This window comes from Pseudomonas sp. R151218B TE3479 (genome assembly GCF_053629195.1).
Genome location: NZ_JBRJHV010000001.1, coordinates 1,162,040 through 1,182,468, shown reverse-complemented (window position 1 = coordinate 1,182,468; position 20,429 = coordinate 1,162,040). Strand labels below are relative to the sequence as shown.

Genomic DNA, 20,429 nt, shown 5'->3' with positions numbered 1-20,429 from the left:
GACCGGTCTTGCACACCTATGCATAGCTGCCACCTCTCTCGACTGTGCAAGCGAGGCGGTGTTGGCTCCTAAAAACTTCGGAGTACAACTATGTTCAAGCCGTCACCGAATCCCCCGCAAAGCGGCCACAAATCCCGCGTCGAAGCGCAAGAAGAAAAAAAGCTCGAAGACGCCGCCACCCGCGCCCTCGACTACTACCTCAAACCCCAACCCTCCCCGCCCGAACCCCACAAAAACCAGCTCTTCATCGTCTCCCCCCACATCGACACCGAAACCCTGCTGGCCAACGCCTCCGAAGACCTGCTCTCCATCAGCACCATCGCCGCCGACCTGGCTGACGACGTGGACGACTCACGCCGCTGCATCGCCCTGGCGATCAGCCGCATGGCCGATGGGGTGCAGTTGTTGGTTGAGCGGGCGTTGGATCATTTGGAAACAAAGGAGATGGCGGTGCCAGGGGCCAAGGGGTAGCACTTTGCTTTGATGCAAGCTGAGCTGACGCCATCGCGAGCAAGCTCGCTCCCACAGGGTTCTGTGTCGAACCGAATCTCAAGTTCAACGCCAATCCATTGTGGGAGCGAGCTTGCTCGCGATGGCGGTGGATCAGTCGCTATCGATGCAAGCTGAGCCGACGCCTTCGCGAGCAAGCCCGCTCCCACAAGGGAAACGCGGTCTCACCCAGAGCCAGGTCGGCTACTAGGCCGCCTCGCGGTGGACATTGATCTCGGGCGCCCCGTTAACCACGATGGCCGAACGCAGGCATTGTGGAGTGGGCATCCCGGCATGGATGCCGGGATAGCCGCGCTGGGCCATGGATGGCCCTTCGCGGCGGGCCCACGGAGCAATGCCGGAGTGAGGGCATGCCGAGCCTAGGCGAGGCACCGAGTGGTGGGGCAGAAGCGTTTTGGTTACTTTTGCGCTTTTCAAAAGTGACCCGCCGTCAGGGCGGAACCCTAAGTGGCCGTTACCGCAGAAATGGATATGTACCCGATCACAAAATCCTGGCCAGCTGTCTGGCCGCCATCAATACCACCGACGATCAAGCAATAACCGGCGCCCGCCCCCAATCCAACTGCGCCGCCGCCACCGGCCGGCCAAACCAGTAGCCCTGCCCCAGCTCACACGCCTGTCCAAGCAAAAAGGCCGCTTGTTCGCGCTGTTCAATGCCCTCGGCATGCACTTGCATGCCCATGCTATGGGCCAAGGCGATGATCACCCGGACGATCGCCGCGTCATCCTCATCCCACGGCAACCCCGCGACAAAACCCTGATCAATCTTGAGCTTCTGCACCGGCAAGCGCTTGAGGCGCAACAGCGACGAATACCCCGTGCCGAAATCGTCGATGGCCAGGCGCACGCCCAACTCCCGCAGGCGGTGCATCTGCTCCAGCGCCACCTCAGGGTCTTCCATCACCGCGCTTTCCGTCACTTCCAGTTCCAGGCAAGCCGGATCCAGGCCCGTGTCGTGCAACACCTGGGCAACCTGCTCGTACAACTCGCGATGGGCAAACAACCGACTCGATACGTTGACGGCGACGAACGACAACGCCACACCCGCCTGCTGCCACCGGCACATCTGCCGACAAGCCTGGTCCATGACCCAGGCGTCGACCTGGGCAATCAGGCCGGTACGCTCGGCGATGGGAATGAACTCGGCCGGCGACACCAGCCCCCGCGTGGGATGCTCCCAGCGCACCAGCGCCTCGACACCGATCAGACGGCTGCTCGCCAAGTCGTGTACTGGCTGGTAATGAACGCGCAACTCCTGCTGCTGCAGCGCGCGTCGCAATTCGAAAGCAATTTCGACCCGTTGCTGCGCATGGGCGGTGAGTTCTTCGGTATACAGGGCGTAGCCGTCGCGGCCGGCACTTTTGGCCTTGAACAACGCCGAATCGGCATTGCGCAACAGTTGCCCGGCGTTCAGGGCATCACTGGGAAACAGGCTGATGCCGATGCTGGCATTGATGAACAACGCGTGCTCATCGAACCGCAGCGGTTCTTTCAAGGCGTCGAGGATGCGCCGGGCCAGCGCCGCGGCCTGGCCAGGCTGGGAACAGTTTTCCACCAGCACCGCAAATTCGTCGCCCCCCAGCCGGGCCAGGGTCACGCCCGGGGCAAACAGCCCGCGAAACCGCTCGGCCACGCCTTTGAGCAACTCGTCGCCGACGTTGTGGCCGAGACTGTCGTTGATGTTCTTGAAGTGATCCAGGTCCACCAGCAACAGCGCACAGCCACGCTTGTGCAACTGCGCCGACGCCAGGGCCTGCTCGGTGCGGTCGGAAAACAGCAGGCGGTTGGGCAAGCCTGTCAGTGGGTCGTGATGGGCCAGGTAGGCCAGTTCGTGCTCGGAATCCTTGATGGCGCTGATGTCCGAAAACACCGCGACATAATGGCTGACTTGGCCGTTGTCATCGTGAATGACGCGGATCGTCTGCCATTGCGGGTAGATCTCACCGTTTTTACGCCGATTCCAGATTTCGCCGCTCCACTCGCCCAGGCTGACCAGGGCGGCAAACATGTCGCGATAGAAATCCGGTCCATGGCGACCGGACTTGAACAGGTTGGGGCGCTGGCCCAGCACTTCGTCCCGGGCATAACCGGTGATCGCCATGAAAGCCCGGTTCACATGCACGATCAAGCCGTTGCGGTCGGTCACCAACACCCCTTCGCGGGTGCAATCGAAAACGGCGGCGGCCTGGCGCAGGCGCTCGCGATCGATACCGTGTTCGCCCTTGGCGAAAAACCGCGAGATCCGCGCCCGGGCCAGGAAGATCAGCCCGGCGCTAAACAGGATCCAGGCATACCCGTTGATCAGGAGCCAACGCTGCCGGTCGGCGAATTGATCGAAGAAACTGCTCAATAAATAACCAACAAGCTGCAGCCAGACGACTGACAATACGAGGTAAAGCAGCGCTACGCGCATGGCACTGCGTTGATAGGCAGGCATTCGGCCATCCATGTCCCTACAAAGAGGTGGATTATAGAGGAAGAAACATTCAGCCACTCTTATCTGAAAGGCCGACTGGTTTTATCTGTGGGGCTGGTGATAATGCAACGGCGGTTTCTATCTTTATCGAGGGCCCTACAGCCTATGTGGTACGAAGGTTTTCTTGGTTTGTCGGCCTGGTCACTGGTGGCAGTCACCCTGCTGATGACCCACGTCACGATCATTGCCGTTACGGTGTATCTGCACCGTTATTCGGCACATCGCTCCCTGGAGCTCAACGCTGGCCTCAAACATTTCTTCCGTTTCTGGCTGTGGCTGACCACGGCGCAGAACACCCGCGAGTGGACCGCCATCCACCGCAAGCACCACGCCAAATGCGAAACCGAGGATGACCCTCACAGTCCGGTCATCAAGGGCTTGTCCACCGTGCTGCGCAAAGGCGCCGAGTTGTATCGCGCCGAAGCGGAAAACCCGGAAACCCTGCGCATCTACGGCAAGAACTGCCCCGACGACTGGATCGAGCGCAACCTCTACAGCCGCTTCCCGCTGCTGGGTGTGGCAATCATGGGCATCATCGACCTGTTGCTGTTCGGCACCATCGGCATCACCATCTGGGCGATCCAGATGATGTGGATCCCCGTCTGGGCCGCTGGCGTGGTCAATGGCCTGGGCCATGCCGTGGGCTACCGCAACTTCGAATGCCGCGACGCGGCGACCAACCTGGTGCCCTGGGGCATCCTGATCGGCGGCGAAGAACTGCACAACAACCACCACACCTACCCCAACTCGGCCAAGCTGTCGGTACGCAAATGGGAGTTCGACCTGGGCTGGGCCTGGATCCGGGTGTTCAGTTTCCTGCGCCTGGCCAAGGTCCAGCGCGTTGCGCCGATCGCCCACCGGGTCGAAGGCAAAGGCCACCTGGACATGGACACGGCCATGGCGATCCTCAACAACCGCTTCCAGATCATGGCGCAGTACCGCCGGCTGGTCATCGCGCCGCTGGTCAAGCAGGAACTGGAAAAGGTCGATCACTCGGTGCGTCACCAGTTCCACCGGGCCAAACGCCTGCTGTCGCGGGAAACCAGCCTGCTGGACGACCGTCACCACGTGCGAATCCAGAACATGCTCGAACACAGCCAGGCACTGAAGGTGATCTACGAGAAACGCCTGGCCTTGCAGCAGATCTGGGTCAAGACCAGCAGCAACGGCCATGACATGCTCGCCGCCATCAAGGAATGGGTCCACGAAGCCGAGGCCAGCGGCATCCAGTCCCTGCGGGACTTCGCCGACCAACTCAAGACCTACTCGCTACGGCCTGCCACGGCCTGACAAGATCACTGTGGTGAAGGGCTCCTGTGGCGAGGGGATTTATCCCCGCTGGGCTGCGAAGCAGCCCCAAAGCAGTCAACTCAAATTGATCTGACCCACCGAGCCATCAGGATCCAGGGGCTGCTACGCAGCCCAACGGGGATAAATCCCCTCGCCACAGGTTCAGTACTCATGACGCGATTGGCTGAGTTTCCCCCCGCCCTTCGTCGCCTGAAAAGGAACTTCGCCCCGAATCCCCTATCTCAAAGAGCACTTCGCCATCCAGGCGGGATTTGGAGAAAAGTGCGTGCCAAACAACAGCAGTGCACGTTCTTTGAGATTTGTGCCGATGGTCGACAAGAACCTACAGGATTACTCCCTACCTCATTGGCCCGAGGCGGCCCAGACGCTCATGGCGCTGATGCACGCCCAGGGCGAAGTGGCGCGCCTGAGCGAACGTGAGCAACTGTTCAGCTCGCTGCTGGTCAGCGTCAATGCCGTGCTGTGGGCGTTCAACTGGGAAACCCGGCAAGTGCTGTATGTCAGCCCCGCCTACGAACGGATCTTCGGCCGCCCCGCCGGCCTGGTCCTGGCTGACTACAACGAATGGCGCGACGCGATCTACCCCGACGACCTGGAGTACGCCGAACGCAGCCTGGCCGAAGTTCTGGTCAAGGGTGCCGTCGAAGACCGTGAATACCGCATCATCGCCGGCGACGGCCAGGTTCGCTGGCTGAGCGACAAATGCTTCATCAACCGCCAGGCCGAGCCTGGGCAACCGGTGATCGTGGTAGGCATCGCCGAGGACATCACCGAAAAGAAGCTGTTGGAAAGTGAGCTGCAGCGACTGGCAACCACCGATGTGCTGACCCAGAGCAGCAATCGCCGACACTTTTTCGAATGCGCCCACCGTGAGTTCGAGCAGGCGCGGCTACAAGGGACGCCCATGGCGTTCCTGTTGCTGGACATCGATGACTTCAAGGTGATCAACGACACCTACGGCCACCAGGAAGGCGATACCGTGTTGCAGAAGATCGCCGAAAGCGGCCGGTCCGTGCTCCGGCGCGGCGACCTGTTCGGGCGGATCGGTGGCGAAGAGTTCGCGGCGGTGTTCCCGGGCTGCGCCCCCGACATGGCCTTGCAAGTGGCCGAGCGGTTGCAACGGGAAATCCAGCGCCTGGTGTTCCGTTGCGGCGAACAGACCTTCGGCATCACCGTCAGCCAGGGCCTGACCGCCATTACCCCTGAAGACCCGTCCCTCGACAGCCTGTTCTCCCGCGCCGACGCGGCCATGTACGAGGCCAAGCGCAAGGGGAAGAACCGCATCATCGCGGCCTGACGCCAATCGCAGTGCAGTTGAACCCGGTCATGCCACGGATCCAGCGGGAGCGAGCTCGCTCCCGCTGGGCCGCGCGGTAGGAGCTGTCGAGCGGAGCGAGGCTGCGATCTTTCCCAAGACACTTGAGCCTCAAGCGAAAGATCAATAGATCAAAAGATCGCAGGCTTCGCCAGCTCCTACAGAGCCGAGCGGGAGCAAGCTCCCCCGCCACAGGTTCTGGCCTGTCTGGACTGCCGCCATCGCGAGCAAGCTCGCTCCCACAGGGGCAGGTTTGGCGGTGCTACTTGCGGCGCAACCGCATCAGTTCCGGCAACCCGATCTTCAGCAACCGCGCCGTGCGCCCCTGGGCCAGTTCTTCAAGCCCTTCATGCTCGGTCAGATGGGCCATCTGCGCCGCCATGTTCATCACCAGCGCCTCGCGGGAATAAACCCCACCACCCAGGCTATAGGCTGCCGCGATCAACTCACGCAACTCCAGCGGCAGGCGCCAGCGAGTGCGCAGCGCCGAGCCGAAGCCGGCGCCGTATTGATCGAGAGCGTTCCCGACTTCCTCCAGCTCATCCAGTTCGCCACCCGCCTGCGCCCACTCTTCCAGGCACCGCAGCAGCGCCAGATCGCCCAGGCGATGCAACAGCCCCGCGCAGTAACAACGCTCCGGCTCCAGATCCAGCAAACGCGCCAGGATCCGGGCGTACTCGGCGGTGTGCAGGGACAATTCCCAGTAGCGCTTGGCATAGTCCGCCAGACAGGGAACGGTGAGCCGGGCGCAGCGCTTGAGGGTCAGGCCGAGGATCAGGTTCATGCTTTGCCCGGTACCGAGCTGATGCAGCGCCTGGGCCACGGTCTGCACCGGGCCGCCGCCCTGATGCTGGGCAGCGCTATTGGCCGCCGCAATCAGCACCCCCGTGATTTGCGGGTCGGTGCGGATCTCTTCTTCCAACAGTTTCAGGTCCAGGCCCGTGGGGTTGAGGCAGCGCTTGACCGCCACCTGCACATCGGTCATCAGCGGTGCGCCTTCGGACAGATCTCGCCGTCGTTCCAGAAAGGCTATCAGGGTCAGCCCCGGGCCGGGAACCGGCACATCGCCGGCGGTTTCTTCAGTGCCACTCAACAGTAACCCTTGCAAACGCAGGGTCAGGCTTTCCCGGTTCAACGGCTTGGTCAAATACGCCGTCGGCGCCAGTGGAACGACCTCGCGCACACTGGCGCTGTCGTTACGCCGACTCATCAGAATGAACGGCAATGGCGTAGCTCGATGCTGTTGGCGAAGACCACGCAGGATCGTCAGGCCATCGACACCCGGCAGCTCCCAATCGGCGATGACCAGGTCGTACGCGTTATGCGCCAGCAAATCCAGGGCCTGTTGCCCCTCGCCGCAGGTGTCCACTCGGGCATCGCAGCGCACGCCCGACAGCACTTGCTCAAGCATCTCCCGGGACGCCGGGTCGGCCTCGGCGATCAACACACGCGGAACAGCAGGTAAAACCACAGCAGTCATTGCAACATCGCTCCCTTGCCATACATGCACCTTAGACAATGAAGGCCGTTCCAGACAGCTCAAACCTGCGGGATATGCCCGCGGACATGAAAAAACCCGCCGAAGCGGGTTTTTTTGTGGATCAGTGCACAGTCAGCGTTCGTCAGATCAGAGCTCGGAGAAACACTCTTCGATGATCGCCAGGCCTTTGTCCAGTTGCTCGTCCGGCGAAGTCAGCGGCACCAGCACCCGCAGAACGTTGCCGTAGGTACCGCAGGACAGCAGGATCAGGCCCTTGTCACGTGCCTTGGCCACCACCTGGGCCACTGCCGCGGCGTTCGGCTTGTGGGTGTCGCCGTTTTCGAACAGCTCCACGGCGATCATCGCGCCCAGGGCACGTACCTCACCAATGACCGGATACTTTTTCTGGATAGCCTTGAGGCCCGTGACCAGACGCTCGCCCACAGCCTTGCAGCGCTCCAGCAGGTGTTCTTCTTCAAACACGTCCATCACCGCCAGCGCGGCCGCGCAAGCGATCGGGCTACCGGCGTAAGTGCCGCCCAGACCACCTGGGGCGATGGCATCCATGTACTCGGCCTTGCCGCACACACCGGCCAACGGGAAGCCGCCAGCGATGGATTTGGCGAAGGTGGTCAGGTCGGCGGCAACGCCCATCTGTTCCATGGCGAAGAAGGTGCCGGTACGGCCGGCACCGGTCTGCACTTCGTCAGCGATCAGCAGGATGCCGTGCTGGTCGCACAGGGCGCGCAGGCGCTGCATGAATGCCTTGGGCGCTACGTAGAAACCACCCTCGCCCTGTACTGGCTCGATGATGATGGCGGCGATGTCACGGGGCTCGGCGTCGTTCTTGAAGATGCGCTCGATGCTGGCGATGGAATCATCGATGCTCACGCCGTGCAGTTCGTTCGGGTACAGCGCGCGGAAGATACCGCCGGGCATCAGGCCCATGCCAGCCGAGTACGGCACGACTTTGCCGGTCAAGCCCAGGGTCATCATGGTGCGACCGTGGTACGCGCCGGTGAAGGCGATCACACCGGCACGGCCCGTGGCGGCGCGGGCGATCTTCACGGCGTTTTCCACCGCTTCGGAACCGGTGGTGACCAGCAGGGTTTTCTTGGCGAAATCACCTGGCACCTTGGCGTTGATTTTTTCGCACAGTTCCACGTACGGCTCGTAGGCCAGAACCTGGAAGCAGGTGTGGGTCAACTTGTTCAGCTGTGCGGTCACGGCAGCGATGATTTTCGGGTGCACGTGGCCGGTGTTCAGCACGGCGATACCACCGGCGAAGTCGATGAACTCACGACCTTCAACGTCGGTGACCGTGGCGTTCTTCGCCGACTCGGCAAAGATCGGGTGAATCTGGCCGACGCCGCGTGGAACAGCGGCGGTGCGGCGGGCCATCAAGTCTGCGTTGGTCTTGCTCATTAAAATGTCCTCATTCGCCGCTCATCGGTCGGCGTAGTTCAAGGAATACATGGCGGGGAGACAACGGCGACAGCATGCGATGATCGACTGCCGCAGCGTTCCGGCCACAAGAAACAGAACGGGTGAAACACGCAAAGGGACAGCGCTCTCGTGCCCTTTGCGCTTGAAGCCGATCAGATACCCAGGCAGAGGTATTTGATTTCCAGGTAGTCCTCGATGCCGTACTTGGAACCTTCACGGCCCAGGCCCGACGCCTTGATGCCGCCGAACGGCGCGACTTCGTTGGAGATCAAACCGGTGTTGACGCCGACCATGCCGTATTCCAGGGCCTCGGCCACACGGAACACACGGCCCAGGTCGCGGGCATAGAAGTACGAAGCCAGGCCGAACTCGGTGTCGTTGGACATCGCGATCACTTCGGCTTCGTCTTTGAAGCGGAACAGCGGCGCCAGCGGGCCGAAGGTTTCTTCCTTCGCCACGGCGGCGTTCTTCGGTACGTTGGTCAGGATGGTCGGCTCGAAGAAGTTGCCTTCCATCGCCTTGCCGCCCGACAGCACGGTCGCGCCTTTGCTGACCGCATCGGCGATGTGTTCCTGCACCTTGGCGACCGCTTTCTCGTCGATCAACGGACCGGTGGTGGTGCCATCGTCCAGACCGTTGCCGATCTTGAGCTTGGCCACCGCCACTTTCAGTTTCTCGGCGAACGCGTCGTACACCGAATCCTGAATGTACAGGCGGTTGGCGCAGACGCAGGTCTGACCGTTGTTGCGGTATTTGGAAATGATCGCGCCTTCGACGGCCTTATCCAGGTCCGCGTCGTCGAACACGATGAACGGCGCGTTGCCGCCCAGTTCCAGGGAGACTTTCTTGATGTCCTTGGCACATTCGGCCATCAACTGGCGACCGATCTCGGTCGAGCCGGTGAAGGACAGCTTGCGCACGATCGGGTTGCTGGTCAGCTCGCCGCCGATATCACCAGCGCTGCCGGTGACCACGCTCAGCACGCCTTGCGGGATGCCGGCACGGTGCGCCAGTTCCACCAGGGCCAAGGCCGAGAATGGGGTTTGCGAAGCCGGCTTGATGACCATGGTGCAGCCGGCGGCCAGGGCTGGACCGGCCTTGCGGGTGATCATCGCGGCGGGGAAGTTCCACGGGGTAATGGCCGCGGTCACACCGATCGGCTGCTTGATCACGATCAGGCGCTTGTCGGGCTGATGGCCGGGAATCACGTCACCGTAAATGCGCTTGGCTTCTTCGGCGAACCACTCGATGAACGAGGCAGCGTAGACGATCTCGCCCTTGGCCTCGGCCAGGGGTTTGCCTTGTTCCAGGGTCATCAGGCGACCGAGGTCGTCCTGGTTTTCGATCAGCAATTCGTACCAGCGGCGCAGCTTGTTGGCGCGCTCCTTGGCGGTCAGTGCACGCCAGGCCGGCAGTGCCTTGTCGGGCGGCTTCAATCGCACGACGGGTTTCGGCGGCGCCCATCTTCGGCACCGTGCCCAACACTTCGCCCGTCGCCGGGTTGGTGACCTTGATCGTCTGACCATTGTCCGCATCGACCCAAGCGCCATCGATAAAGGCTTGCTGGCGGAACAACTGGGTGTCTTTAAGCTGCATGTCGGCTTTCCTTAACAGCACCGCGCGCACGCGGAGCGAATTAGATTTGTAGAAAGGCGCCTCGGGGGCTGCCGTCAGGGAAATCATTCACCGGGCTGAAGCACAGAAATAACGCACATAAGCACAGACGTGCGGTTCAGCACCCAGACAAGAGCGTTTGAAATCTCAAACGAATCCTAGGGCCGATGGGGGTGAAGGACAATAGCCTGTTCGAAAAAAAGAACGAAAAAACCGAATTTGCCCGCTTTTTCTGATCAGCGTAGCCAACACCCGGCGAGCTGCCCAAAAACACAGGCGATTCAGCAGCATGGACGCCCGCCATGCATATGAGTATCATGGCGCCCGCGTCGCACCAGTAGCTCAGCTGGATAGAGTACTGCCCTCCGAAGGCAGGGGTCGTGGGTTCGAATCCCGCCTGGTGCACCATCTTCGGAATAAAAAGCCCCAGGTCGCAAGACCCGGGGCTTTTTTGTGGGCGCAGATCCCACTCAACGCTTGCGCAACGCCTCCAACCGCGCCGGCAAGTCTTCCTCAGGAAAGCGCTTGTGCAGCGCCAGCAGTTTCTCATCAGCGGCCTTGCTCTCACCCGCCTCGCGCAAGCGCAGGATCTCCATCAGGCCTTGCTCCAGCGATGGCCGTGCAGCCGGCACGGATTTGCTCATTTTCGCCGCAGGCTTTTCCGCCAAGGATTGCACAGGACTTGCCGGGGCCCGGGCCAGTTCGCCCTGGGGCGCCATGGGGGTGACCGGGGCGGGCATGGCCGGCGGTGGTGCGGCGGCAACGGCAGGCGCTTGCCGATCGGCGGAAAACTCCATCGAGGCGGGTGAGGCCAGCTCCTCGTGGGGCACGGGTGAGCGCACTACCAGGCCGATCATCAGCGCCACGCCGGCGACCGTGGCGAATGCCATTTGCCAGCGTGGCTGTTGGCAGGCCTGCAGCCAGCGTTGCCACAGGCTCGGCGTGGGTGTCGGTGCTTCGCGACGGGCGGTGGCCAGGATGAAGGCGTCCAGGGAAGCCGGCGGCTCGCCGCTGGTGTGTTGGCGGAAATGCTCGATCAGCACTTCGTCGTCGGGATCCGGGGTGTGTTTGGTGTCGATCATGCGGGTACCTCCTCGGCCAGCAGTCGCTGCAATTTCTGCTGGGCGTAACGCAAGCGGCTTTTGACCGTTTCCAGCGGGGCGCCGGTCAGGGCGGCAATCTGCGACAGTTCCAGATCGCCATGCAGGCGCAGCAGGAAGACCTCTCGCTGATCCTCGGGCAAGGCCTGCAACGCGGCGTCGAGACGCGCCTGGTCGCGGCTCAGGCTCAGCTGTTGCTCGGGGCTGCTGGTGTCGTCGGGCTGGACGTGCAGTTGCTCGTCATAACTGTCGTGCAACGGGTTGTGGACACCCTGTCTGCGCCAGTGGTCGATCAAGCGGTTGCGGGCAATCTGGAACAACCAGGTACGAAAACTCGCCCGGCCTTGTGGCTGGGTGGCGCTGCGAATCAGGCTGAGCCAGGTGTCCTGGAAAACTTCCTCGGCCAGCTCGGCTTTGTTGCTCAAGGACAGCAGGAAACGGTAAAGCCCTTGCCGATGACGGGCGTACAGGACTTCGAAAGAAGCCCCGTCGCCATTGCGGTAGCGGGCCAGCAGCGATTCGTCGCTGGGAGAATCAAGCGCAGCGGGCATGTAGGGGGCGAACTCCTTTCCAGTCATTGCAACACAGTCCTGGCAGACAACAAGGGGACCCTGTGGGAGCGAGCTTGCTCGCGATGGCGTCGGATCAGTCAATGATGATCATGATCGTTCTACTGCTATCGCGAGCAAGCTCGCTCCCACATTTGATCCTCGTTGTCGTCAGGCTCAGCGCTTGGCCGCAGGCTCAAGGCTCTGGGCCAGTTCCACCAACTGCACAAACTCCGAGCGCAGCCCAAACGGATCATCACCGCGGGCCGAGCGCGCCAATTGCGCAGTGTCCTTCAAGGTCATCGTCCCAGTGTAGCGTCCATCGCCCTTGAGCTGTTGGGCGAAGGCGGCAACAGCGGCCGAGAAGCGCAGGTCATCGCTGGGCTTGCGGTCGTTCGGCACGCTGGCAATGGGATGTTCGATCAATCGACTGCTTCCGCCCTCGGCTGGCTTGTAGCGTACGCGCAACATCGCCAATTCGCCTGACGTGCTCTGCGACTTGGGCGTGTTTGCATAGCGCAGCGGTTCCAACCAGCCCGGCGCGCCCTTCGGAACGATTTCATACAAGGCCGTCACCGTATGCCCGGCACCGATTTCGCCTGCGTCGACCTTGTCGTTGTTGAAATCCTCACGTTTCAACGCACGGTTCTCATAGCCCAGCAGTCGATACTCACTGACCTGGGCGGGGTTGAACTCCACCTGCAACTTCACGTCCCGGGCGACCACCGCCAGGGTGGAACTGAGCTGGTCCACCAGGACCTTGCGCGCTTCGAGCAGGTTGTCGATGTAGGCGTAGTTACCGTCACCGGCGTCGGCCAACTGTTCCATCAGGTGTTCGTTGTAGTTATCCACACCGAAGCCCAGTGTCGTCAGGGAGACGCCGCTTTTACGCTGGTCCACCGCCATCTGCTTGAGGCTGTCGAAATCACTGACGCCGACGTTGAAGTCGCCATCGGTGGCCAGCAGGATGCGGTTGATGCCTTTGTCGATGAAGCTCTCCCGTGCCATCTGATAGGCCAATTCGATACCCGAGGCCCCAGCGGTGGAACCACCGGCGTCGAGTTGATCGATGGCGTTGCGGATTGCCGCCTTGTCGCGACCCGAGGTGGGCTTGAGCACCACCCGGGACTCACCGGCATAGACCACCAGGGACACCCGGTCCTGATCGCGTAATTGGTCCACCAGCAGTTTCAGCGTGCTCTTGACCAGCGGCAGGCCTTCGCGACGGTCCATGGAACCGGAAACGTCCACCAGGAAGACCAGGTTGGCCGGCGCCAGGTCCGCCACGGCACGGTCGCTGGCCTTGATGCCGATGCGCAGCAAGCGGGTGTGGGGGTTCCACGGTGAGGGGGCGACTTCGGTGGTCACACCGAAGGGTGAACCGTCGGTGGGCAGGGCGTAGTCATACGGGAAATAATTGACCATTTCCTCCAGCCGCACCGCACCTTCGGGCGGCAGGCTGCCTTGATTGAGCCAACGTCGCACATTGGCATAGCTGCCGGTATCGACATCCACGCTGAAGGTCGAGACTGGCGTTTCGGCCACACTGTGGATCGGGTTGTCCGGCAGTTTTTCGTACTGCTCACGCGGTTCGGCACGGTAACCCGCGGCAAGGGCATCGTTCGCCACGCTGGGAGCCGGCATCGATGCCGGCTTCATGAGCATGCGCTTGACCGTCGACTGGGGCCCTTGGGCGATCTCGCCTTGCGGCACCACGCTGGGCGCCACAGGCACCGGTTCGGACGGTTTGGCAGCCTCTCGGGAGGAAGACAACCCACAACCGGCCAACGCCACCAGCAAAGTCACGGCGAAGCCTTGGGCAGCAGGACGCATAAAGGGAAATGGGCGGGACATGGGCTGAACCTCGTGAATGAATGATCCGTTCACAGAGTCAGACGCAGGGCGCACGGGGTTCGGGTTAACGACCAAAAAATTTTTTTGAAGCGCCGCAAAGACAGGGCTGGCCACCCCAAAGTGGCCAGGCCGTTACCGCGATTGGAGCCATCGCCGGCACGCTGCAGCAGGCACGGCTAGCGGGACGGAATGCCCCGCAGGTCATCGGCGATGAAGCCGCTCAACTGGCCGGTGTAATAGTCTTCGACATCGGCGTTGCCTCTGTTCGTCAAGGCGCCTGCCATGCCTCGCATGACCTCCAGTTGCCCAATCGCCCCACCTGGCATCAGCCCCTTGCGGGCCTGGGCAAAGTGCAACACCTCGACACCGGCCTTCTTCACCTTGACCTGATAATTGAAATCGACACTGGCCAGATACGTACCGTCGGCAACAATATTGCTCATGAAGCCACCTTGGGTATCTTGAATACGGCGCGCATAGACGGCATTGACATCCAACAGATAATCAGCGGTTTCCTTGCTGGAGGCATAGTGATCGCCGTCGAGCAGGCGGACGATCAGGTCAGTGTGCAACCGGTCGCGGACTTTTTCGTCGGGCAGAAAACGTTCGTTTTTACCTATGACTTCAACGTTGAACGTGTCGATCCAATAGGTGGCGGTCTCGGGGATCGCCACCGGCGCAGGAGAAATGTAGTAATCGGGCTTGGAAGCGCAACCTGCCATAAGGCAGAGGGCCAGAAAGAGGGTAAAAATGCGCATGGTTGAATTCGTCCTTGAGAGGTAGCGGCATAATCGCGCCTGCATTCTACGGGGTTTGTACGAGCGCTCAAGTCAATCGGCCCTTACGGAGCACGGGGCTTGTTCAACTCCCGATGTCCACCACCGTTTTCCCCGCCCCGCGCCCCTCGGCTACCTGGGCAAACGCCTCATTGACGTCCCCCAGGCCAAACCGGCGCGGATCCACCTTGATCCGCAGCTGTCCTGATTCAACCAGCGTCGCGGCCTCCCGCAAGATCCACCCATGATGCTCGCGCCCCTTTCCGGTCAGCAGCGGCAGCAACGTAAACACTCCGGAATAGCTTGCGCCCCGGAACGACAACGGCGCGAGGCTGTGTTGGCCCCAGCCGAGGCAACTGAGCACATGGCCGGTGTAGGGCTTTACCGCGTTGAACGACGCATCCAGGGTCGGGCCGCCAACGGTGTCGTAGACGATGTCGAAGCCTTCGCCCTCGGTGTACAGGCGCATGTAGCTGTCAGGGTCCTGGGTCCGATAGTCGATGGCTGAGGCGCCCAGTTCGCGGATGAAATCCAGGCTGCTGGCCGAGCCCGTGGCGTAGACCACGGCGCCCCGGGCCTTGGCGATTTGCACGGCCATTTGACCGACGCCGCCCGCGCCGCCATGTATCAGCACCTGTTGCCCGGCCCGGACGTTGGCCCGATCGACCAAGCCTTCCCAGGCCGTGATGAATGCCAGCGGCAAGGCAGCCGCTTCGCGCATACTCAATGAGCGGGGCTTGGACGCAATCAGGCGAGCATCGACCGCGATGTATTCGGCCAGCGCGCCTTGCGCCCCGCCGATCCCGCCGGCCATGCCGAATACCTCATCGCCAGGGGCGAAGTCATTCACGCCTTCGCCCCGCTCAACCACCGTCCCGGCCAGGTCGATCCCCAATACGGCGGGCAACGGCTGCCGCGCATGGGCACCGCCTCCCGCCGCGATCTTGGTATCCAGCGGGTTGATTCCGGCGGCATGCACCTTGATCAAGACCTGGCCTTTGCCGGGAACGGGCCGGGCGATGGAACGAGCAATCAGCGGCGCCTGAGCGGTTTCGGCAACGGCGGCGAGCATGGTGTTGTTCATGACGGTAAACCTCCAATAAGTGGGCAAGTTCATCATGCGAGCGAAGACGCATTCCGATAAGTGAGCAACAATGGATAGGATTTATTCCAGACAGAGGCTAAATGCTGATGGATCTGCTCGATGCAATGCAGGTGTTCGTGCGCGTGGTGGAGCGCGGCTCGTTCTCGGCGGTCGCCAGGGAGCTGAACCTGGGACAACCGGCGGTGAGCAAGCAGATCCGCGCATTGGAGCAACATCTGGGTGGGGCGCTGTTTGCCCGCAGCACTCGCCATCTCGCGCTGACCGACCAGGGGCAGCGCTTCTACGCCGAGAGCAAGGACATACTCGCCAGCGTCGACGCCGCACGGCTCAGTTTCGCCAGTGGCCAGGAACAGATCGCCGGCCTTCTGCGGGTGGCGGCACCCGTCAGTTTCGGCCGGTTGTGTATCGCGCCCCTGGTAGGCGAGTTCCTGGCCCGTCACCCACAGCTTCGTATCGACTTGAGGTTAAGCGACCAGAACGAAGATGTGCTGAAGGAAAACATCGACCTTGCCATTCGCATCGGCGTGGTGAAAAACGAAGGGTTGGTGGCGATTTCCCTCGGCGATAGCCCGCGCCGGGTGCACGCCTCCCCTGCTTATCTGCAACAGCACGGCACGCCCCTCGAACCGGCCGACCTGGCCCGCCATAACTGTTTGGCGTTCACGCTGCTGGAGCATTACGACGTCTGGCGATTCGAGCAGGATGGCCTACAGCACAGCGTAACGATCAAGGGCAACGTCACCTGCAACAGCAGCGAGGCGATCCGGGAAATGGTGCTGTCGGGCCTGGGCGTTTCGCTTTCACCGCAGTGGTTGTTCGCTGCCGATGTTCGCCAGGGAAGCGTCTGTTCCCTGCTGCCCGATTACCAACCGCTGGCGCTGCCCATCAGCGCCGTGTTCAGTCACGACCGACGCCGCTCGGCACGGACTCGAGCTTTTGTGGATTTTCTGCGCGAGCGTCTTTGAACCGTCGGGCTAGGACTCACAGGCCAATGACGGCTGCGCAGCCCTGCCATGGCGGCCCGGGAAATACGCCGCCGCAGCCACGCCCACCGCCCCCATCACCACGCAATACCCCACGCACACCCACGGGCTCCACGGCACCAGGGCAATCAGCATCAACGGTGTCATGCTGGCCCATAGTGCATAGGCGATGTTGTAGGTAAGCGAGATCCCGGACACGCGGATCTTCGGCGGGAACAGGCTGACCATCACCGACGGCACCGCGCCGACCACGCCGCAACCCAGGCCGGCCACGGCGTAGGCCAGGCCCAGCCAGGCGCTGCCACTGATCAGGCTGGCGTAGAGCACGGCGATGCCCAAGGGCAGCAGCAGGCTGTAGAGCATGACGGTGCGCCAGGCGCCGATGCGGTCGACGATGAGGCCGGCCAGAACGCAGCCGATGTTCAGGAAAACGATGCCCAGGCTGCTCAGGGCGAAGGTGTGGCTTGGAGACATGCCGAAGCTTTTCTGCATCACGGTCGGGGTGATGACCACGAACACCACCACGGCAGAGGTCAGCACGCAGGTCAGGATGGCGGCGGGCAGCAAGGCCTGGCGGTGGTCGCGCAGGACCGTGCGCAACGGCAGTTCCGCAGCGCCTTCGCGATCGGCTTGCAGGGCCATGAAGATCGGCGTTTCGCTCAGCCAGCGGCGCAGCCAGACGCCGATCACACCGAAGACGCCCCCCAGCAGGAACGGCAGGCGCCAGGCGTAATCGAGTATCTCTGCCGGCGTGTAGATCCGCGCCAGCGCCGTTGCGGTCAGGGCGCCCAGCAGGTAGCCGAAGGTCAGGCCGGCCTGGAGGAAACCCAGGGCATAGCCGCGATGATGCAGCGGCGCGTGTTCGGCCACGAATACCCAGGCGCTTGGCACCTCGCCGCCCACGGCCGCGCCCTGCAGGATACGCAGCGCCAGCAGCAACAACGGGGCGAAATAGCCGATTTGCGCGTAGGTGGGCATCACCCCGATGAGCAGGCATGGCAAGGCCATCATCAGGATGCTCAGGCTGAACACGCGCTTGCGCCCCAGGCGATCGGCAAAGTGCGCCATGAGAATGCCGCCCAAGGGGCGAGCCAGGTAGCCGGTGGCGAAAATCCCGAAGCTTTGCAGCAGGCGCAGCCAATCGGGCATTTCCGGCGGGAAGAACAACTGGCTGAGGGTCAGGGCGAAGAACACGAAGATGATGAAATCGTAGATCTCCAGCGCGCCTCCCAAGGCGGCCAGGCCCAGGGTCTTGTAATCGGATCGGCTGAATCGGTCACCGGGTAGAACAGGGGTGGCAGTCATAGGCAGATTTGAACGATAAGTTGAAAGAGGGCGACGGCTCAGTCGTCGCGATCAGTGTCCACCGGTTGAACCGGTGGTTGGCCTGGCTCGGCGTCTTCGGCCTCGTCGGCAGGCAGGAAATCCTTGCGGCTCTGGGCGATGGCCCGGCGCATTTCGTCGCCCTTGGTCGGGCAGTTCAGGAGGCGGGCGATGCCGTCGGGTTTCTGCGTCATCGCCATCCTCCGGCATGAGTGAACAGGGGCTCGATAGTGCTCGCTTTTGGCGCGCGATGCCAATTTTGTGTCTGAGCGGCGCCATTGTGGCGGGGGGTGCTTTGCACCCCAGCGGGGATAAATCCCCTCGCCACAGGGAGTTGTGTCGGCTTGGGTCAGCGGTGGTAGCGGCGCACTACGCTGCTGTTGCGCAGGACGTGCCCTTTGATTTTTTCCATCAATTGGGCCCGGGTGAGGCCAGCGGGGAGGGCTTCCGGCGGCAGGTCCAGGGCGAAAAGCTGGATCAGGTAGTGGTGAGCGCTGTCGCCGATGGGCGGGCAAGGGCCGATGTAGCCGTGGGTGTTCTTGCTGTTGATGCCGCTCATGCCTTCCAACGAGGACTTGGTACCGGCGCCCGCTGGAATCTGCCGGGTGGTGGCCTTGATGCCGTAGTGGATCCAGTGGTCGACACCCTGGCCCCTCTGGCCGTCCGGGTCCAACATGACGATGGCATAGCTGAGGGTGCCCGGTGGGCCGGCGTTCCAGCTCAAGGCCGGGGAAATGTTCTTGCCACCACAGGTGTTGGCGTCACTGGCCGCCGCCGCGGTGAAGAGGCGGTCGTCCGAAACGCCTGGGATACTGAGGGTAAAACGCTCCTCGGCCTGGGCTGCCCCTTGTGCGCACAGCACCAGGGCGACGGCCGCCAGCCAAGGGGTGAGAATGTTCAATCGAGTCATACCGGGGGCACCTTGTGCGTGTCTGGCCATGGACGGCTTGCGAACTATAGCCGCAGCTTCGCCAAGGGTGCAGTGACAATTATGCTGAACCTCGTTCCGGCCCTGCGACTCCAAAGGGAAACGCCTGCCGGAGAACGACCATGCCTGTGCATCAAGTCGCCCGTTTCGCCGATGTTCGCGAAGACCGCGGCCTCGAAGTCAAAATCAACGACACGTCCATCCTGCTGCTGCGTTCAGGCAATCAGGTGCGCGCCTTCCAAGGCAAGTGCCCCCATGCCGGTGCACCACTGGCCAAGGGCGCGGTGTGCCATGGACGGCTGATTTGCCCGTGGCACAAGGCGGCGTTCCGGGCTGAAGACGGCGCCCTGTGCGAGCCGCCAGCCCTCGACAGCCTGGCGCGCTATCACGTCGAAGTGCGCGGCGATGACGTCTGGGTCGATGACCAACCGCTGCCGGCCGATAAAATTCCGCCGGCCGATGACGCGCGCACATTTGTCATCATCGGCGCCGGCGCGGCCGGCACGGCTTGCGCGGCGGCGTTGCGGGAGAAGGGGTTTGGCGGCCGAATTCTGCTGATCGACCGCGAAGCCGAAGCCGGCTACGACCGTACGGTGCTGAGCAAGTACGTATTGGCCGGCGACATGCCGGTCAACGAGACAGCGCCGCTGCGCGATGAAACTTATTTCAACCAGCAACGCATCGAAAGGCTCCACGGCGAGGTCACCCATTTGGACCCCAGTGCCCGGCAAATCCAGCTCGCCGATGGCCGGCGCCTGGACTACGACGCCGCGCTCATTGCCACAGGCGGGGAGCCGAAGACGCCAGCGCTGCCCGGCATCGATTTGCCGCAAGTCTTCGTGCTGCGTTCGATCGCCCACGCCCGGCAGATTCTCGACACGGTCCGGCCAGGGCAACGGGCGGTGATCATTGGCGACAGTTTCATCGCCATGGAGGTGGCTTCGTCCCTGCGCAAACGCGAGCTGAGCGTCACCGTCCTGGCCCGGCACCCGGTGCCATTCGCCGCACAATTGGGCGAGAGCGTCGGCCAGGCCATCCTGGCCCGGCACCGGGCCAACGGCGTGGTGTACCACACCGACGGCGAAGCGGCACGGATCGAGGGAGCGCACAAGGTCGAAGCCGTGGTGCTGGATAACGGCCAGCGCTTGGCTGCGGACCTGGTGATCGTCGGCATCGGCGTGCACCCGGCCACCGAGCCGTTTGCCCAGTTGCCACGGGAACAGGACCAGTCGCTGTCCGTTGACGCGGGCATGCGTGTGGCTGATGGCTTATGGGCCGTGGGTGATATCGCGACGTTCCCCCTGAACGGCAAGCCTGTGCGCATCGAGCATTGGCGCCTGGCCCAGCAACAAGCGCGCATCGCCGCCGCGAACATGCTCGGCGGCGACGAGCACTATCTGGACGTGCCGTTTTTCTGGACTTATCACTTTGGCAAACGCTACGACTACCTCGGGCACGCTGAACATTGGGACGAGGTGGAATTCAAGGGCACGCCCGAGCATCCGCCCTTTATCGCCCTGTTGGGCAAGGACGGCCTCGTTGCCGCCGCCGTGGCCTGCGATGAAGGCCGGGCCATGGCAGCGCTGGCCCAGCGCATGAAGCAACCGCTGCCGGTGGACGAAGCGTGGCGGCTGGTTCGGGATTTTTCGTCGTAGATCTG

The 20,429-nt window shown here is 62.5% G+C and carries 16 protein-coding genes, 1 tRNA gene and 1 pseudogene; 6 read left to right on the top strand and 12 right to left on the bottom strand.

The window, feature by feature from the left end:
* Window positions 1-90: 90 nt before the first annotated feature.
* Window positions 91-471 (top strand): DUF6124 family protein, encoded by a 381-nt coding sequence (locus tag AB7M32_RS05415; RefSeq protein ID WP_454249289.1) that lies wholly within the window; start codon window positions 91-93, stop codon window positions 469-471.
* A gap of 568 nt (window positions 472-1,039) precedes the next feature.
* Here AB7M32_RS05415 and dibA read toward each other — a convergent pair.
* Window positions 1,040-2,947, bottom strand: coding sequence for a phosphodiesterase DibA (gene dibA / locus AB7M32_RS05410; protein ID WP_454249288.1), 1,908 nt, complete (start codon window positions 2,945-2,947; stop codon window positions 1,040-1,042).
* Window positions 2,948-3,091: 144 nt separating this feature from the next.
* On the opposite strand from dibA, the gene desA reads away from it, so the two are divergent.
* Together desA and AB7M32_RS05400 are read left to right on the top strand one after the other, a co-directional pair.
* Complete coding sequence (gene desA / locus AB7M32_RS05405; protein WP_072411662.1) at window positions 3,092-4,276, top strand: delta-9 fatty acid desaturase DesA; 1,185 nt, start codon at window positions 3,092-3,094, stop codon at window positions 4,274-4,276.
* A 328-nt stretch (window positions 4,277-4,604) separates the two neighbouring features.
* Window positions 4,605-5,594, top strand: a complete 990-nt coding sequence (locus tag AB7M32_RS05400) for a GGDEF domain-containing protein (protein WP_072411664.1) — start codon at window positions 4,605-4,607, stop codon at window positions 5,592-5,594.
* Window positions 5,595-5,874: 280 nt separating this feature from the next.
* Here AB7M32_RS05400 and AB7M32_RS05395 read toward each other — a convergent pair whose 3' ends face one another.
* The 3 genes and pseudogenes from AB7M32_RS05395 to gabD all read right to left on the bottom strand — a co-directional run bounded on the left by AB7M32_RS05395 (window position 5,875) and on the right by gabD (window position 10,134).
* Window positions 5,875-7,092 carry an HDOD domain-containing protein gene (locus AB7M32_RS05395; protein ID WP_454249287.1) on the bottom strand — a complete coding sequence of 406 codons (1,218 nt, stop codon included), beginning with the start codon at window positions 7,090-7,092 and terminating at the stop codon, window positions 5,875-5,877.
* A gap of 147 nt (window positions 7,093-7,239) precedes the next feature.
* Entirely contained in the window at window positions 7,240-8,517 is a 1,278-nt protein-coding gene (gabT, locus tag AB7M32_RS05390; RefSeq protein WP_072411668.1) for a 4-aminobutyrate--2-oxoglutarate transaminase, read from the bottom strand.
* A gap of 173 nt (window positions 8,518-8,690) precedes the next feature.
* Window positions 8,691-10,134: pseudogene (gene gabD / locus AB7M32_RS05385) on the bottom strand (NADP-dependent succinate-semialdehyde dehydrogenase).
* Window positions 10,135-10,483: 349 nt separating this feature from the next.
* On the opposite strand from gabD, the gene AB7M32_RS05380 reads away from it, so the two are divergent.
* Window positions 10,484-10,560: transfer RNA gene (locus tag AB7M32_RS05380), tRNA-Arg, on the top strand.
* A 62-nt stretch (window positions 10,561-10,622) separates the two neighbouring features.
* On the opposite strand, the gene AB7M32_RS05375 is transcribed toward AB7M32_RS05380, so the two are convergent.
* From AB7M32_RS05375 to AB7M32_RS05355, 5 genes are all read right to left on the bottom strand, one after another.
* The gene (locus tag AB7M32_RS05375; RefSeq protein WP_454249286.1) at window positions 10,623-11,234 is read right to left on the bottom strand and encodes a hypothetical protein; all 612 of its coding nucleotides are present in this window, start codon (window positions 11,232-11,234) and stop codon (window positions 10,623-10,625) included.
* Entirely contained in the window at window positions 11,231-11,803 is a 573-nt protein-coding gene (locus AB7M32_RS05370; protein WP_454249285.1) for an RNA polymerase sigma factor, read from the bottom strand. Before AB7M32_RS05370 ends, AB7M32_RS05375 begins: the two co-directional genes overlap by 4 nt.
* Before the next feature lie 174 nt (window positions 11,804-11,977).
* The gene (locus AB7M32_RS05365; protein WP_454249284.1) at window positions 11,978-13,654 is read right to left on the bottom strand and encodes a vWA domain-containing protein; all 1,677 of its coding nucleotides are present in this window, start codon (window positions 13,652-13,654) and stop codon (window positions 11,978-11,980) included.
* 176 nt (window positions 13,655-13,830) lie between these two features.
* Window positions 13,831-14,412 carry a hypothetical protein gene (locus tag AB7M32_RS05360; RefSeq protein WP_454249283.1) on the bottom strand — a complete coding sequence of 194 codons (582 nt, stop codon included), beginning with the start codon at window positions 14,410-14,412 and terminating at the stop codon, window positions 13,831-13,833.
* Between the two features lie 103 nt (window positions 14,413-14,515).
* Entirely contained in the window at window positions 14,516-15,514 is a 999-nt protein-coding gene (locus AB7M32_RS05355) for a zinc-dependent alcohol dehydrogenase family protein (protein ID WP_454249282.1), read from the bottom strand.
* Between the two features lie 107 nt (window positions 15,515-15,621).
* On the opposite strand from AB7M32_RS05355, the gene AB7M32_RS05350 reads away from it, so the two are divergent.
* Window positions 15,622-16,500, top strand: coding sequence for a LysR family transcriptional regulator (locus AB7M32_RS05350; protein WP_454252102.1), 879 nt, complete (start codon window positions 15,622-15,624; stop codon window positions 16,498-16,500).
* A 9-nt stretch (window positions 16,501-16,509) separates the two neighbouring features.
* On the opposite strand, the gene AB7M32_RS05345 is transcribed toward AB7M32_RS05350, so the two are convergent.
* The 3 genes from AB7M32_RS05345 to AB7M32_RS05335 form a co-directional block, all read right to left on the bottom strand.
* Entirely contained in the window at window positions 16,510-17,823 is a 1,314-nt protein-coding gene (locus AB7M32_RS05345; protein WP_454249281.1) for an MFS transporter, read from the bottom strand.
* Between the two features lie 38 nt (window positions 17,824-17,861).
* Window positions 17,862-18,035, bottom strand: a complete 174-nt coding sequence (locus AB7M32_RS05340) for a hypothetical protein (RefSeq protein WP_170866874.1) — start codon at window positions 18,033-18,035, stop codon at window positions 17,862-17,864.
* Window positions 18,036-18,190: 155 nt separating this feature from the next.
* On the bottom strand, window positions 18,191-18,751 hold the full coding sequence (locus AB7M32_RS05335; RefSeq protein WP_454249280.1) for a YbhB/YbcL family Raf kinase inhibitor-like protein: 561 nt from the start codon (window positions 18,749-18,751) through the stop codon (window positions 18,191-18,193).
* Between the two features lie 140 nt (window positions 18,752-18,891).
* On the opposite strand from AB7M32_RS05335, the gene AB7M32_RS05330 reads away from it, so the two are divergent.
* Window positions 18,892-20,424: an FAD-dependent oxidoreductase gene (locus AB7M32_RS05330; RefSeq protein WP_454249279.1), complete on the top strand. Its 1,533-nt coding sequence runs from the start codon at window positions 18,892-18,894 to the stop codon at window positions 20,422-20,424.
* Window positions 20,425-20,429 lie beyond the last annotated feature (5 nt).

Bases quoted from the DNA above. Each gene is read 5' to 3' on its own strand.
- AB7M32_RS05415 (WP_454249289.1), top strand. From the start codon at position 91: ATGTTCAAGCCGTCACCGAATCCCCCGCAAAGCGGCCACAAATCCCGC.
- dibA (WP_454249288.1), bottom strand. From the start codon at position 2,947: ATGCCTGCCTATCAACGCAGTGCCATGCGCGTAGCGCTGCTTTACCTC.
- desA (WP_072411662.1), top strand. From the start codon at position 3,092: ATGTGGTACGAAGGTTTTCTTGGTTTGTCGGCCTGGTCACTGGTGGCA.
- AB7M32_RS05400 (WP_072411664.1), top strand. From the start codon at position 4,605: ATGGTCGACAAGAACCTACAGGATTACTCCCTACCTCATTGGCCCGAG.
- AB7M32_RS05395 (WP_454249287.1), bottom strand. From the start codon at position 7,092: ATGACTGCTGTGGTTTTACCTGCTGTTCCGCGTGTGTTGATCGCCGAG.
- gabT (WP_072411668.1), bottom strand. From the start codon at position 8,517: ATGAGCAAGACCAACGCAGACTTGATGGCCCGCCGCACCGCCGCTGTT.
- AB7M32_RS05375 (WP_454249286.1), bottom strand. From the start codon at position 11,234: ATGATCGACACCAAACACACCCCGGATCCCGACGACGAAGTGCTGATC.
- AB7M32_RS05370 (WP_454249285.1), bottom strand. From the start codon at position 11,803: ATGCCCGCTGCGCTTGATTCTCCCAGCGACGAATCGCTGCTGGCCCGC.
- AB7M32_RS05365 (WP_454249284.1), bottom strand. From the start codon at position 13,654: ATGTCCCGCCCATTTCCCTTTATGCGTCCTGCTGCCCAAGGCTTCGCC.
- AB7M32_RS05360 (WP_454249283.1), bottom strand. From the start codon at position 14,412: ATGCGCATTTTTACCCTCTTTCTGGCCCTCTGCCTTATGGCAGGTTGC.
- AB7M32_RS05355 (WP_454249282.1), bottom strand. From the start codon at position 15,514: ATGAACAACACCATGCTCGCCGCCGTTGCCGAAACCGCTCAGGCGCCG.
- AB7M32_RS05350 (WP_454252102.1), top strand. From the start codon at position 15,622: ATGGATCTGCTCGATGCAATGCAGGTGTTCGTGCGCGTGGTGGAGCGC.
- AB7M32_RS05345 (WP_454249281.1), bottom strand. From the start codon at position 17,823: ATGACTGCCACCCCTGTTCTACCCGGTGACCGATTCAGCCGATCCGAT.
- AB7M32_RS05340 (WP_170866874.1), bottom strand. From the start codon at position 18,035: ATGACGCAGAAACCCGACGGCATCGCCCGCCTCCTGAACTGCCCGACC.
- AB7M32_RS05335 (WP_454249280.1), bottom strand. From the start codon at position 18,751: ATGACTCGATTGAACATTCTCACCCCTTGGCTGGCGGCCGTCGCCCTG.
- AB7M32_RS05330 (WP_454249279.1), top strand. From the start codon at position 18,892: ATGCCTGTGCATCAAGTCGCCCGTTTCGCCGATGTTCGCGAAGACCGC.